This window comes from Pseudoalteromonas sp. Isolate6 (assembly GCF_022398435.1).
Taxonomy (GTDB): Bacteria; Pseudomonadota; Gammaproteobacteria; order Enterobacterales; family Alteromonadaceae; genus Pseudoalteromonas; species Pseudoalteromonas galatheae.
The window spans coordinates 1-14,187 of the sequence record NZ_JAKEVK010000026.1 but is presented as its reverse complement, the minus strand read 5'-3'; the positions used below and the strand labels follow the sequence as shown (position 1 = coordinate 14,187).

The following is a 14,187-nucleotide window of genomic DNA, read 5'->3' as shown; positions in this document are numbered from 1 at the left end:
GAATGAAGCGGTATTTACTTGTTAAGGTTTTTGCCTGGTTTTGGCTCACTATCATTGCCACTATGTTGTTGCTACTCGGGATCAGCATGCTACAACCTGATGTTGTGGAAACTCAGCGTATCTCAAAATCCATGCTGCAAAATCTAAAACAATTAGAAAAAGCGTTAATACGCGCAAGCGAGCGTCCTAATTTTGAGTTAAATGAGATCACTAAACTACGTAAAAGAAAGGCGCGAAATATCTATTTGAGCCACCGCGATGCCGAAAAAAGCGTTGCTGCCGATCCCAATATAAAAACGCTGAATTTAGATTTACTCAGTTTTACTGAGGATGCCAAACCGACCGCTATTTTTACCCCAGAGTACAAGGCTTTTGGCCCCCTAGAGCTTACACTTCAAGGTGAAAGTTATCGTCTTTATTTAATTTTTGAAAACCATACTCCAACTGCACTCGTCAAATTAAGAGCCCTGCCACTTTGGATAAAAGTCGCGGTCGTACTGAGCGCAAGCTTGTTGCTATGTTTTTGGTTTACTCGAGATCTATTGTTACCTATTAAAGAGCTACAAAAAGCCGCTGCAAAACTTTCTCGTGGAGAGCTGTCGAGCAGAGCCGATATAAATACCAAGCGCCAAGACGAACTCGGTCAACTGGGTCATGATTTTAACCTAATGGCTGATAAATTAGAGTCTTTAGTTAACAATCAAAAGCGCTTACTTGCTGATATATCCCATGAACTACGTTCACCGCTCACCCGCTTGCAAATGGCCACAGGGCTTGCGGCGGGCCATGCCACTGCGCAAAGCCAAAGTTATATCGAGCGCATTGAGCGCGAAGCTCAGTTAGTTGAAAATATGCTCAGCGATATTTTGCATTTATCTAAGCTTGAAGCGGATCAAGCGCCAATCGATAAACAACTAATTAAGCTCAATGAACTGCTCGACCCGATACTGGAAGATGCTCAGTTTGAAGCACAACAATTGGGGAAGGATCTTGTCGTCTCAGCGCTACCCGAGGCAATACTTTATGGCGACCCAATGCTACTTAACCGCGCATTCGAAAACATTATTCGTAACGCGATTAAATATGCAACTAGCCTTATTAATGTCGAGATTGAAAGTGATGGTAAACACTTGCTATGCACTATCAGTGATGATGGTAAAGGCGTAAATAAAGATCTACTGGACAAGCTTTGCATTCCATTTTTCAGAGTGTCGAGTGCACGTACGCCGACTAAAAATCAAATGGGAGGCTTTGGGTTGGGTCTTGCCATTGCGCAGCATGCGTTAAAAGTACATGACGCCCATATCGAATTTAGTAATAATATTGGTTTGCAGGTCAGTATTCGAATTCCATTACACAGGTAGCCATGTTTTATAGCCAAAGTCAGCAACTTGAATCACATCTTCCTGAAATTGATAAGCACTGGCAAGGCTGCCAAAAAGGCTTTTTTGATACCCCTTATGGTAGGCTATTTTACGCCTACCACATTCCAGAAAAGGCAACGTTCAGCCTAGTATTGGTTAATGGCCGTATTGAATCGGCGCATAAATACAGAGAACTACTGTGGGAGTTGGCGCAAAACAACATAGCGGTATTTACCTATGACCATCCAGGACAAGGCTACTCGCCACGATTACTTAAAGACAAGCAAATCGGCTATGTTAGGCGCTTTGAAGATTATGCCACAACATTGCACTGCTTTATGGATCAAATCGTTGCCGAGCAAAATACCTTACCACTTTTTATATTGGCGCATTCGATGGGTGGTGCCATTACTTGCGACTATTTATCGTTATTTCGGCCTCACAACATTGAGGGAGTGTATTTATCAGCCCCGATGCTTGGGATCAATACGACTCCCTACCCAGCTTGGTTTGCCGAGGGACTGGCGGGCACAGCTTGTTTATTTGGGCTAAGTAAGCATTATGCATTGGGACAAGTGCACTACCACAACAAGCCTTTTCAAGATAATGACCTTACTGATTGCCCAATCAGATATGCGCTATTTAGAGGTCTGTACGATCAATTTCCCGAGCTACAGCTCGGTGGTGTCAGTTTTGCTTGGCTATACACGGCGCTGCATAAATGCCGCTCGCTCCAGAATATTAAATTAGATCTGCCAATCCGTATCGCGACAGCCAGTGAAGACAGCATTGTTGATAATCAGGCGCAGAGTCAATTTGCCGCACACAGAGACAATGTGACACTTACAAAATTTATCGGGAAACATGAACTACTTTGCGAGCAAGATAACACCCGCAAAGCTGTGCTAGATGATTTTTATGCGTTTACAGCGGAGCTACTTACCGCTAAAGAAACAGGGTCTTGATGGATAAGTACATCCATCTCACAATCAAACTCTTCTTTAATGCTAGCAACCACCTCATCTGCAACCTGATGTGCTCGCATCAGCGGCATATCATCGTCAAGCTCTAGATGCAGTTGAATAAACTTGATTTTTCCACCTTGCCTAGTACGCAAATCATGTACTCCGTAAACATCCTCATGACTCGACGCGATAAGTATGATCTGTGCTTTTTCTTCGTCTGGCAGCTCTTTATCCATCAAGTGCGCAGCACTTTCCTTAGCAATATCCCAACTGTTATAAAGTAAATACATCGCCACCAAAATACCAAAAATTGGATCGGCGTAACCTACACCATAAAAGTTAAGCAAAACCGCTAGGAGCACAGCAAGGTTTAATAGAATGTCGCCCTTATAATGCAACGAGTCGGCCTTAATGGCGATGGACTGCGTGCGTTTAACCACTTGATACTGCACCGCAACCACCAACAAAGTACACACTATCGCAAATAAACTCACCCACACACCAAACAACGAATGTGGAATTTGGGTTGGATTGATAATGCGCTCTACACCATGAAAAGCCAATAAACTCGCAGAGCCCGCGATAAATGCAGCTTGTCCAAGCCCAGCTAAAGCTTCTGCCTTTCCGTGACCAAATCGATGATCATCGTCCGCAGGACGCAGTGCGTAGCTCAGTACAAAGAAATTCATTAAAGAGGCACTAATGTCAAGCAGTGAATCAGTTAAAGAGCCGAGCATAGCGGCACTACCCGAAGACAACCAAGCCCAACATTTAGCCGCGATCATCAATCCCACCATTATTATGGTGAATACACTCGAAAACCTCACCCAAAACTCATAGCTGCGATCCACTGGCACCTCATTTCTTTCATGTTATTTAATCTGAAGTTTGGCTAACTGAAAACCTAAACTTCTGATTAGTCTTCAAACCACTCGCAACATGCTCATGCATCGCGATGCTATTATATTACAGGGTAATGGTTTGAAATGAAAAACAGATTACGGTTGTATACTTTTTCACAACAACCTCACTTTAAAAGCTGCAGGGTAATGCCTTTCGCTCTATCAAGCGCAGCACATATAAATGTCGACAAGTTTCAGCTATACTGCCGGGCAAAATTTAATAGAGGCCTATCATGTTAGATATCGTTTTATACCAACCCGAGATCCCGCCTAATACTGGCAATATTATTCGTTTGTGTGCCAATACAGGATATTCATTACACCTAATAGAGCCGCTAGGATTTGAATGGGATGATAAACGGGTTAGACGTGCAGGCCTTGATTATCATGAGTTTAGCGAAGTTGAGCGCCACCCAAACTTTGAAGCATACTTAGCCAAACGAAATCCTAAGCGAGTATTTGCTTGCACGACAAAAGGTAGCAAATACCATCATGAAGTAGCCTATGAGGCAGGTGACTGCCTATTGTTTGGCCCTGAAACTCGTGGTTTGCCAGAAGACATTATTTTTTCACTGCCTGAGCCTCAACGAGTCCGTATTCCAATGCGGCCCGATAGCCGCAGTATGAACCTATCTAATGCCGTTTCTGTTTTTGTTTATGAGTCTTGGCGACAACTTGAGTTTGCAGGCGCAAAGTAAAAACCGCTCCTAGCTTCTGCTGCATAGGAGCAAACTTGAAGAACAAAAAAGGCGCCTTACGACGCCTTGCTAACTTTAATTTACATTAACTATAGGGATTCTTTTAAATTTCTGCGTGGTGCAAAATCGTACCAACAATATCACTGAATTTATTTGCCGGTTTCATTGAGTTTACTGCACGTCCACAAGCTTTCATCATATCGATGAGGTCAAAATAACCAACTGGATGCTGAGTCACTTCATCGATCACTAGCAAAAACTCGAAGCCACCTTCTTCCATTGTTTTTAGCACATTGCCAACCACAGTTTGGCTAGTTTGTTTTAAGGTGATTTGACGAAGATCGGATAGTGGGATCATGACATCATTGACGTTTAAATCACGTCTCGTACAGCCACGTCTTTCTGCAATACTCAACACGTAGCGACTACCAATTCTTGCGTTAGAGATCATACCTACAAGCTTTTCTTTGCTATCTACGACAAAGCTTGCTCTGCGGTGCGTTTTATCTAGCACTAACGTAGCTTCATCTATGCTACTGTTTTCATCAATATGCTGCATTGGTGCCAAATGTAAATTGTGCATTAGGCAATGCGCTGGTGCTTGCTCTAGGTTGTCAGTGTTACAAGCTGGGAAGTTATTTTCAGCAAGTTCATGATTTGCAACAGGTTGAGTTTTCAATACTGTATAAGTGTTCATAGATCACCTCTATCTTTAAAATTAATTAAGCACGGAAAAGGACTAAATTAATCTGCGACAGGTGGTGCTCTAATAGACTCGCTTACTGAGTTTGAATAAGAATAGGCTGGTTGCGATTGCGCTATGATAAAGCTACTAGGAACCGCGAAACGATGAGTCGTTGATACAACGCAATCATCTAAATCAGGGCTGGAGCTCGAGTTGTCTAGGTCGACAACGATAGGTGCGATTGAAAGCGTGGTATCACATTTAGCAGCATCGGCCGTTGACACAGTCAACAGACTCAACATACAAAATGTAATCATCCAACGAACTAACCGCATAGTATTCTCACTTCTACTGCCTTACTTTGAGTGTATGGGCAGTTTCTTGCGTTTACAAGTATTATTTCTAATCTATTTACTAAGCTTTTAAATATACTAAGGTTAATTTTTGTACGCACATTCAGCACTGTGTGAGCTGAGATGAATTGTTACTAATCTCCTGTTTGTAGCGCGCCGTTTAGCGTTATACTAACGCTGATATTTTTGGTATGTACCTTAAATCAAAAGAATTAAATCATACCAATTTTCTTAATTAAGTGAGCTATTTTGAGGCGAGAAAATCTTGTCGATAGCCAGGCGAAATTTTGCTATTTAGTTGTTCTAAATGAGAAATTTTTAACGCAGCTAGCGTCAGGTTTACTCCTTCAAATTGAGCAAGTATTAAGACTAATTGGTATTACAACACGAGGTGTACAGTGCAACTATCACGCGGTATCGAGTACTTTATTGCCGGCTTTTCTTTGATCACCCAAAAAGGATTAAAACGTTTTGTATTTATTCCTTTAACAATCAATGTATTGCTATTTGGTGCGTCGCTCTTTTTTCTTTATGACTGGCTGACTCAAGGGTTTACTTACCTCAACGGGTTATTACCAGACTGGCTCAGTTGGTTGGAATGGCTAATGTGGCCAATTGCTATCTTAGTAATACTTTTCAGTTATAGTATGATTTTCACGGTGATAACCAACTTTATTGCTGCGCCTTTCAATGGCTTACTCTCCGAAAAAGTAGAGCTTTACCTGACCAACCAACACATCAATGATGATAAGCTAATTGATACCATAAAAGATGTGCCGCGAATGTTGGGTAGAGAATGGACCAAACTCTGCTACTACCTTCCACGCGCACTCGGCTTTTTCATCTTACTTTGGATGCTGCCGATTGTTGGGCAAATTTTATGGATTATGTTTACATGTTGGATGTACAGCGTGCAATACAATGATTACCCGTTTGATAACCATAAAATTCATTTCAAGCAAATGAAAGATGATTTGAAGAGTAAACAAGGGCTGTCTTATGGCTTTGGCTGTGCGGTATTTATACTGACCTCAATCCCATTTGTTAACCTCATCGTGATGCCCGTTGCAGTGTGCGGAGCTACCAAACTGTGGGTAGAGAACTATCGTCAGCAATATCGCTAAGACGCTCGTATGACTGACATCTAGCTGTCAAAAACTCATGCTTTACTTACCTTTTTTGCAAGTATTAAGCGGAGTCGCTATGCGCCTAACATTAGGCCTTATCTGGTTAACGGTATTTTTAACGGGGTGTCAGGCAACAAAACAGTTTGATGTCGGCACACGGCCTCAATTTTTGGTTTCGCAACTCCCTGATGGTGAGCTGAAAGAAAAGCTTGCAAGCTGTTTAGATAAACCAATCAAGCGCACACGTTTTTCCATAGGACATCGCGGTGCGCCACTTTTCTACCCTGAACACACCAAAGAATCATACATTGCCGCCGCAAAAATGGGAGCAGGCACGCTCGAATGCGATGTAACCTTCACCAAAGACAAGACTCTCGTTTGCCGCCATGCACAATGTGACTTACACGCAACGACAGATATCTTACTAAAACCCCAGCTTGCGGCTAAATGTAAAAAGCCTTTCACACCAGCCAATCCAGACATGAATGAGCCCGCTTTTGCAGAGTGTTGTACCTCAGATCTCACATTAGCGGAGTTTAAACAGCTAACCGGTAAAATGGATGGCGTAAATAATAAAGCCACAACTGCCGCCGAATACGTAAAAGGTACGCCCAATTGGCGTACAGATCTTTATGCAAGTTCTGGAACAGTAATGACCCACAGCGAAAGCATTGCTTTATTTAAGCAACTGGGTGTAAATATGACTCCTGAGTTAAAAACGCCAGAAGTGCCAATGCCCTTTAATGGGTTAAGCCAAAGTCAGCTCGCACAAAAAATGCTGGATGAATATACTGAGCGCAATGTCCCCCCATCTCAAGTTTTTCCACAATCCTTTTCTTACCAAGATATTCAGTACTGGATAAAACATGCGCCAGAGTTTGCAAACCATGCCGTATTTCTTGATGGTAGAGAAGCTGGCGAAAATTTTGATATTAACAAACCAAGTACTTGGCAACCGTCAATGGAAGACTTAGCCAAAAATAAGGTAAAAATTATCGCCCCACCAATTTGGATGTTAATTAGCGAAGATAAAAACGGCGATATCATTCCGTCGCAATACGCCCTCGCCGCTAAACGCGCAGGATTAAAGATAATTGCTTGGTCTTTAGAGCGCTCAGGTCCTTTAGCGAACGGCGGTGGTTGGTATTATCAAACAGTCAAGAACGCAGTTAAGCATGATGGCGATATACTTAGGGTGTTGGACATATTGGTAAAACAGGTTGGCGTAGTTGCTGTATTTAGTGACTGGCCCGCTACTACCAGCTTTTACGCCAACTGCATAGGAATTGAGTAAGCCAGCTGCATTAAACTAAAACCCATTAGAAAGTCATTAGCACCTATTTAAAAAGCTGAAAAATTTAGGTTTGTAAGTCCACAACAAAACCACCAAAATTGATGTGAGTGTTGCTGTGGCGAACCAATAAACTAGCCCTAAAGAGACACCCCACATCGCTGTAGCAAAAGCCACCGTAATGAATAACAGTAAGTATCCGAATATCCTAAATCGTCGTTGTTGACCCACACCGAATGCTCCGTCTCTGTTAGAGAGCTTCACCCTATGTCGTGACAAGGATAAATTCAATAACGCAAAGGCTAAGAAAAGTAACACAAACAAAACAACAATTAACTTCATTGGGCCGCCTTAACACTGATGTCTTCTTGTCGGCAACGTACAACCCAAAAAGCTGCTACAAAGCAAATAGAGATAAATAATACCGTTAAATCAAATCCAACCATCAGCCAATCGCTATTTATCCAACTAAGCCATATATTATGTTCCGTTGTTAGTGCGTTAAGTATAGGTAGCAGCCCATATACCAAAGCAGCACAGCATAACATTCGCTGCCAAAGCCATTTTTTTGAGGCTAATCCACAATAGAGTATGCATAAACCTAACGTTATAAAAAGTATATGCATTTCCCAAGCTGCTCGGCTTGGAAAGTCTATTGGCAATAACCGATTACCAGCAAAGTAAGACGCTATCGCGATAGGAAGCCCAAGGATCATCGCAATATTTATGCGCTCTATAATACTCGTTAGGATTTTATTAGTGCTACTCACTGCCTTACGCTTTTTCAACCATATCATAAGGCCAGTAGCTACCATCGCTGCGCCAAACAAACCTGATAAAAAGTAAATCCATCTTAGGTAAATATCAGCAAATAGCCCCTCATGTAAATGCTCCAAGAAATCATACACACTTGCAGCTCCCCCAGCTTTTCCGAGTGAGGTTTCGAGCATAACTTTATCTTCAATAGCACGATACTCAAGCAACGAGGCGAATTCGACACCACTTCTCGATTCAAACCAGATCTCAATGTGTTCTTTTTCTGTATTTCTTTCAACGACTCCAACATAGCTAACTTTATGTGATTTGAAGCGACGTTTAGCATCGGCCAAAGCAGCTTGAACGCTTAACTCTGTGGGGAGCATCTCGATTATTTGCTGTGACTTTTGCTCTATCTGTGATTGCGCATAAAATTGGCGATGATTTTGCTGACCTTCTCCATAGCGCAGGTCAATAACTGGAGACATAGTGATCCCCATCAGCAGCAATAACCCGCTATAGGTGATCATCAAGTGGAAGGGTAGTGGTAGCACACTAAAAATATTGTGAATATCTAGCCAAGAACGCAACCCTTTTTGAGCCCGGAACGTAAAGAACTCAACGAAAATTTTCTTGTGAATAACTAGACCAGTAACTAACCCTATAAGCATTAGCATTGCAGCAATGCTGGTTAATATATAGCCTACAAGTTGCGGTACATAATGTAGATTATAATGCAAACGGTAAAGCGCCTCACCTCCGCTAGTTTGTCTATTACGGATAAGCGCTCCCGTCATTGGGTCGAGGCTGCTTTCGTGCCATTGTTTCGCTGTTTTTCTTTCGGCATTCTCAGGTTCTAACCAAGAGATTTCAATAAATGGATCTCTTGATGTGGGAAAGCTTACATACCACTGTGATGCATTATCACCATGTATGCTGAGTTGTCTGGTCGCGATATTCGTTATTGCGCTATCCTCAAGTCCTTTCGAAACCATGATTTCAGGTTTCATCCAACGATCAATTTCGTTTTCAAAATATCCAACACTGCCAGTTACAAAAATGAAGTACAACATCCACGCAAAAACAACGCCGGTCCACGTATGTAGCCAACTCATAGACTGTCGAAATCTCGCTTTCATTCTCAAATAGCCTTTTCTAGATACATGACTAAAACGCTTAGCAAAACAACTAAAAGCGCAATAAAAAATATTGCTCTAGTAGTGCTTTTAACAGCAAACACCACGATCACAATCAAAGTGTAAATAATAAAACTCGACATCATTCCCGCGACAATACCATCGACTTTATTGTCTGATGGTAAGTACGAAATAAGCATGGCACTCAAGTTAGCGATAACATAACCACCAATCACGCTAAGTAAAACTCGGCAAGTAATATGCGCAGCTGGCGTTGGCTTAAATAAAGGTTTCATTAGCACAATAACCAAATGAAAAGAGCTAACCCTGTAAGTTAGCCCTTTTGACAATAACACTAGAACTGATAGGCAACTGTCAGCCTAATATCGCGACCTGCTTCTTTGATCCCGACGACACCTTCATAACCAGGAATGTGACCGTAATCGGCGACACTACCATGGCTGCGGTAAGACTCATCTAATAAATTTTGTATTGAAAGGTCGACTCTCAAAGAGTCGAATGGCTCGTAGCTAACATAAGCATCGACTAACTGGTAGCTTGGTTTGTCAATTGTCTCAAGCTTTTCAACCCAACCTAGCTCAATTGAACGGTGAAATACTTCGATATCATTTAAGCTCGCTACATACTTGTAATTCCAGCCAAGTTTAATCTGATCGTTTAAGTGATAGTTAAAGTTTACGTTCAATGAGTCTCCAACCGCATTACCTAGACCACCGTATTCGTAGGCAGCCAAGTCAATGTTGTCAACTTCGATACGGTTTGTGGATGTCGCGTCTGTGGGATCTGGCCAATTAAATATCACATTATCCAATTCAACGTTGTTATGGTTAAAGCTGACAATTACATCAAAATTGTCCGCTTGATAACCACCAACTAGTTCAAAGCCTTCACTACCTAAGTCACCGATATTTTCGTAGAAAACCCCTTCACGCCCTTTAAACTTGTCGAAGACAACACCATTAATTGTGCTAGAGTATGCAGATGCTTCAAACATCCAAGTACCATCATTATATTGAATACCGAGTTCAACATTTTCTACTTCTTCAGGAACCAAGTTTGCATTCGGCGTTAGCTCACCGACCGTGAATGCATCTGCAATTTGTCTGCCTCGCAGCGCTTCCGCATAACCAAGTGACAACGTCAAGTTATCAGTAAGGTTGTATAGCAATCCAACATTTTTACTAAAACCATCCTGTTTTTTGGCTGAGAATTCACTGGTTGATGTAACTGGTGCACCAGCTGCATCAGTCTCAACAACCCAAACACCATCAACCTTCACCCAGTTTGCTTCCACACCTTGATGATCCAACTCATAGGAATCAAAACGTAGACCGAAACTTAAACGCAGATCAGGAAAAACTTGCCAATGATCTTGGACATAAGCTCCTAACACAGTACCATCTTCGTCAAAAATCCCACCAAAGTCTTCATAGGACTGCGAATGTACCTTATCGTTTTTGTGCTCAATTCCATAAGTAATAGAGTGAGTGCCGATATCACTGGTATTGCGAATATCAAAACCTATCGTTTCAATTGAAGCATCCCAGGTATATAACTCGCGCTTGAATGATGACTTTGTTTGGTACACTGTTGTCTCTAAATTCACCAGAGAATTTAAAAACCAGTTGTGGTTAAGCACTAAAGTCTCGCGCTCACCCCATGATGCAAACAGTGGGTCGCTTTCAAGTGGTGCCCAGTTTGTTTGCTTGCCAAACTCACCGTCCTCTTTTCTTTGTTCGTAGCTAATTGTAATATCTTGAGACTCTGTCAGCTTGGCATTCAGCTTAATAAATCCTAATGTTTGATCTGCTGCGGTTCCTGGAAGCGTATTACCATCACCATCTTCCATATTTTTGCGGCTAACTGTTACATACGAAGCTAAAATACCGATTGAATCAGTTGCCTTACCGTATAAAGATAAACTCTCTTTATGCCCGTCATTGGTAAAATAACTTACTTTGGCAGTTCCACCGAACCTGTCATTTTCATCCAATAGATCCGCCGCACTTTTCGTTTTAAAACGTATTGCGCCACCAACTGCACCGCTTCCTGCTGTTGCTTCACCAGCACCAGCTTGTACCTCTACACTTTTTAATAACTCAGGCTCAATGGCAACACGACCAATGTGATGAAATAGTGTACTTGTTTGTGGAGCACCATCTACAGTGACATTCACCATTGAGTCTTCCACTCCACGAACAAAGATTTTTTGTGCAATCCCCAGCGACCCACCAACAGTAACTGAGGGGGTATGGCGGAAAATATCTTCTAGGTCATTTGCTTGGTAGTTAGCTAATACTGCAGGTGTAATTTCGGAGTTTGTTGTTGCCCCGACAACGGTAATTCTTTCGACTTTTTTTAGTTCATTTTCTGTATCGGATTGCTCTGCGAGTACGCCAAAGCTCAGGCTAAAGCAAGCAAGAGAAACGGCTGACGCTATGGTAGTTTTTCTAAAGAAATGACTTTTTTGGGATAAAAATGGCATGATTCATGTCTCAAACAACAGTTAAAAGGCTGAATCAGAATTATTACTATTTAGCTTTCTCAAGCAATCACTTTTACAATTGTTACATTTTACGAAATCGGAATTATTACTTGTACAACCAACCCTCCACTGGCTAAATTACGTGCTGACACGCGCGCTCTAACACTCCTCAAGTGTCGCTTAGCAAGTGCTAAACCAAGACCAAAACTATCACTTTGTGCGAGACGAGCATTGTCCACACGGAAAAATGGCTCAAATACTTTCTCAATAAACTCTTCGGGGATCCCAGGCCCCTGATCTAGCACTTCAACTAAATAATCGTTGCTTATTCGCTGTAGTTTTATCTCGACTTTTTTACCTTCAGGCGTAAAGCGTAAGGCATTACGAATGATATTCTCGATTGCTGGACACAGTGCTCTATGGCAACTATTTACAACAACGGCACTTTTTGGCGATTCAAATAACAGCGTTCGATCAGGAAACTCAAACTTGGCGTCATCGATCAACACATCCAAAAGGTCTACTAAATCTACGCTTTCCTTCTGTAACATTGGATTTTCATTATCTAGCCAAGCCAAAGTGAGTGAATCTTCGACCAACTTTCTAATCTGTTGAGATTCACGTGCAATACGTTCTAAGTGTCGCTGGCTATCATTCTCTTCAAAGTTACTAACCGCAATATCTAGTCGAGTTAGCGGAGTTCTAAGTTCATGTGACAGATCAGCGATTAGCTGACGTTGACTTGCAATTAGCTCCCCGATCCTTGATGCCATCTGATCGAACGTAGAGGCTAAATGTGAAAACTCGTCATTGCGCTTGCCAAGATACTTTCCAAGTCTTACTTTAAAATTGCCTTTACTAAAAGCACTTGTTGCACTATCCAGCTGTCGCAATGGAATAATGATATGTCGATAAAGAAAGATGGATAATACCGCCAACACTGCCATAGGAATGAGTACCTGAAGCATAAATTTAGTCGTATTCCAGTAGATCCCAGGCCGCATTCGCTCTGGCAACTTTATGAGTAAGCTTGCATTAGAAGACTCGAATGGAAGCTCCATTATTGGATTTGATTCAAAATATAAATGTATTTTCCATTCAATGCTCCGACCAAAGTGATAGCTTCCAACGATATTCTGATCTATTGGCTCTCCAGCTAAATGAATAGCGTCAAAACTCGCGATTGATACCCATGTAGATTCTTCTTCCATCAGGTTTTTTATCCAAGCCTCTAGCGCTTCTTGGTTGTTAGCCAAGTAGAGTCTTTCAGCTTCAGACTTCCAATTCTTCATCTGGATTCTATCGCTTACAGCTATCATACTCATACTTTCTTCTGTTTTAAGTGTTAAGGCATGCAGTAAATAGAAAAAAGCGACCAAACCAGCAGCTAGGATTAAGCTCAGTTTCCACAAAATATTTCGTTTCATTTAAAACAATAACCTTTTCCATGCACAGTTTGTAAACGCTCACCATGCCAGTTTGCTTCATTAAGCTTTCTGCGTACTCGACTTAAGTGCATATCTAAACTCCTATCATACGCTCCTAATTTTTTATTAAGCACAGACAGATATAAGTCAGGTTTGGTTATGATTGTATGTGGCCGTGAAGCAAGCTCCCAAAGCAACTTGAACTGAATTGGTGTGAACTCTAATATTTCGCCATGGACATAAACCGATTGAGTCTGCGAGTTTAGTGTTAGGCCATCAATGGAAATCTCTGACGGTATAGAAAGTTGAATTATATTTTGGCTTCGCCTAAGAATACTTTCCATTCTCAAGAGCAACTCAGTGGAGTTAAAAGGTTTAGCAATATAGTCATCAGCCCCATGCGCCAAACCTATAATGCGCTCCTCCTCGGCCCCCTTTGCAGACACCATTACAACAGGGATCTGACTCGTTGCTCGCAGCTTTTTTAACAAAGAAACACCATCTAATTTTGGCAACATATTGTCCAAAAGGATCAAATTATGTTGCTGTAACTGCGCAACTCGTAGTCCCGACTCACCATCAAAGCACTGATCAACTTGATATCCTGACTTTTGCAATAAATCTACCAAGTAGGTACCTAAAGTACAGTCGTCTTCGATTAGCAAGACCTTGCTCTCTCTCACATCAAACCTTTAAAAATGCAAATGATAACCAGTTTCATTTTTGCATATTAAGCACTGTATTTTGAAAAGTAAATCTCAGTTGTAACTAGATGGGTCTATTTTTTGCGAAGATAAGAAATACAAAGTATCAGAAAGCAAAAAACCTCGCGATTGCGAGGTTTTTTAAAGGATGGTGCCCAGAGGCGGAATCGAACCACCGACACGAGGATTTTCAATCCTCTGCTCTACCGACTGAGCTATCTGGGCAAATTTTTTCTAGTATCTAAATCCTTAAAAGGATTTTCAATACAACTC

The 14,187-nt window shown here is 41.6% G+C and carries 14 protein-coding genes and 1 tRNA gene; 6 read left to right on the top strand and 9 right to left on the bottom strand.

The features are described 5' to 3' along the window. The first annotated feature begins 2 nt into the window (after positions 1 to 2). Complete coding sequence (locus L1D50_RS06000) at positions 3 to 1,364, top strand: ATP-binding protein (RefSeq protein ID WP_239965691.1); 1,362 nt, start codon at positions 3 to 5, stop codon at positions 1,362 to 1,364. A gap of 2 nt (positions 1,365 to 1,366) precedes the next feature. After that, entirely contained in the window at positions 1,367 to 2,329 is a 963-nt protein-coding gene (locus tag L1D50_RS05995) for an alpha/beta hydrolase (protein WP_128728533.1), read from the top strand. Here L1D50_RS05995 and L1D50_RS05990 read toward each other — a convergent pair. Beyond that, on the bottom strand, positions 2,281 to 3,087 hold the full coding sequence (locus L1D50_RS05990) for a cation diffusion facilitator family transporter (protein ID WP_239965702.1): 807 nt from the start codon (positions 3,085 to 3,087) through the stop codon (positions 2,281 to 2,283). The two genes, L1D50_RS05995 and L1D50_RS05990, sit on opposite strands and share 49 nt — an antisense overlap. On the opposite strand from L1D50_RS05990, the gene L1D50_RS05985 reads away from it, so the two are divergent. Both L1D50_RS05985 and trmL read left to right on the top strand, forming a co-directional pair. Further along, entirely contained in the window at positions 3,032 to 3,169 is a 138-nt protein-coding gene (locus L1D50_RS05985) for a hypothetical protein (RefSeq protein ID WP_235956684.1), read from the top strand. The genes L1D50_RS05990 and L1D50_RS05985 overlap by 56 nt on opposite strands. Positions 3,170 to 3,464: 295 nt before the next feature. Continuing rightward, positions 3,465 to 3,929: a tRNA (uridine(34)/cytosine(34)/5-carboxymethylaminomethyluridine(34)-2'-O)-methyltransferase TrmL gene (gene trmL / locus L1D50_RS05980; protein WP_128728534.1), complete on the top strand. Its 465-nt coding sequence runs from the start codon at positions 3,465 to 3,467 to the stop codon at positions 3,927 to 3,929. Between the two features lie 103 nt (positions 3,930 to 4,032). On the opposite strand, the gene L1D50_RS05975 is transcribed toward trmL, so the two are convergent. After that, complete coding sequence (locus tag L1D50_RS05975; protein ID WP_128728535.1) at positions 4,033 to 4,626, bottom strand: CBS domain-containing protein; 594 nt, start codon at positions 4,624 to 4,626, stop codon at positions 4,033 to 4,035. 47 nt (positions 4,627 to 4,673) lie between these two features. Further along, positions 4,674 to 4,949 (bottom strand): hypothetical protein, encoded by a 276-nt coding sequence (locus tag L1D50_RS05970; RefSeq protein WP_128728536.1) that lies wholly within the window; start codon positions 4,947 to 4,949, stop codon positions 4,674 to 4,676. A 416-nt stretch (positions 4,950 to 5,365) separates the two neighbouring features. Here L1D50_RS05970 and cysZ point away from each other — a divergent pair, with 416 nt between their 5' ends. Together cysZ and L1D50_RS05960 are read left to right on the top strand one after the other, a co-directional pair. After that, the gene (gene cysZ, locus L1D50_RS05965; RefSeq protein WP_128728538.1) at positions 5,366 to 6,091 is read left to right on the top strand and encodes a sulfate transporter CysZ; all 726 of its coding nucleotides are present in this window, start codon (positions 5,366 to 5,368) and stop codon (positions 6,089 to 6,091) included. Between the two features lie 79 nt (positions 6,092 to 6,170). Further along, positions 6,171 to 7,388 (top strand): glycerophosphodiester phosphodiesterase family protein, encoded by a 1,218-nt coding sequence (locus L1D50_RS05960; RefSeq protein WP_239965690.1) that lies wholly within the window; start codon positions 6,171 to 6,173, stop codon positions 7,386 to 7,388. Between the two features lie 335 nt (positions 7,389 to 7,723). On the opposite strand, the gene L1D50_RS05955 is transcribed toward L1D50_RS05960, so the two are convergent. From L1D50_RS05955 to L1D50_RS05930, 6 genes are all read right to left on the bottom strand, one after another. After that, positions 7,724 to 9,280 carry a PepSY-associated TM helix domain-containing protein gene (locus tag L1D50_RS05955; RefSeq protein ID WP_239965689.1) on the bottom strand — a complete coding sequence of 519 codons (1,557 nt, stop codon included), beginning with the start codon at positions 9,278 to 9,280 and terminating at the stop codon, positions 7,724 to 7,726. Between the two features lie 2 nt (positions 9,281 to 9,282). Further along, positions 9,283 to 9,573, bottom strand: a complete 291-nt coding sequence (locus L1D50_RS05950) for a DUF3649 domain-containing protein (protein ID WP_102057403.1) — start codon at positions 9,571 to 9,573, stop codon at positions 9,283 to 9,285. A gap of 59 nt (positions 9,574 to 9,632) precedes the next feature. Continuing rightward, positions 9,633 to 11,783 carry a TonB-dependent receptor gene (locus L1D50_RS05945; protein ID WP_239965688.1) on the bottom strand — a complete coding sequence of 717 codons (2,151 nt, stop codon included), beginning with the start codon at positions 11,781 to 11,783 and terminating at the stop codon, positions 9,633 to 9,635. A gap of 89 nt (positions 11,784 to 11,872) precedes the next feature. Continuing rightward, positions 11,873 to 13,210 (bottom strand): histidine kinase sensor domain-containing protein, encoded by a 1,338-nt coding sequence (locus L1D50_RS05940; RefSeq protein WP_239965687.1) that lies wholly within the window; start codon positions 13,208 to 13,210, stop codon positions 11,873 to 11,875. Beyond that, a complete protein-coding gene (locus L1D50_RS05935; RefSeq protein ID WP_239965686.1) occupies positions 13,207 to 13,893 on the bottom strand; it encodes a response regulator transcription factor in 687 nt (228 codons plus the stop codon). Before L1D50_RS05935 ends, L1D50_RS05940 begins: the two co-directional genes overlap by 4 nt. Before the next feature lie 170 nt (positions 13,894 to 14,063). Then, a tRNA-Phe gene (locus tag L1D50_RS05930) sits at positions 14,064 to 14,139 on the bottom strand. Positions 14,140 to 14,187: the final 48 nt, after the last annotated feature.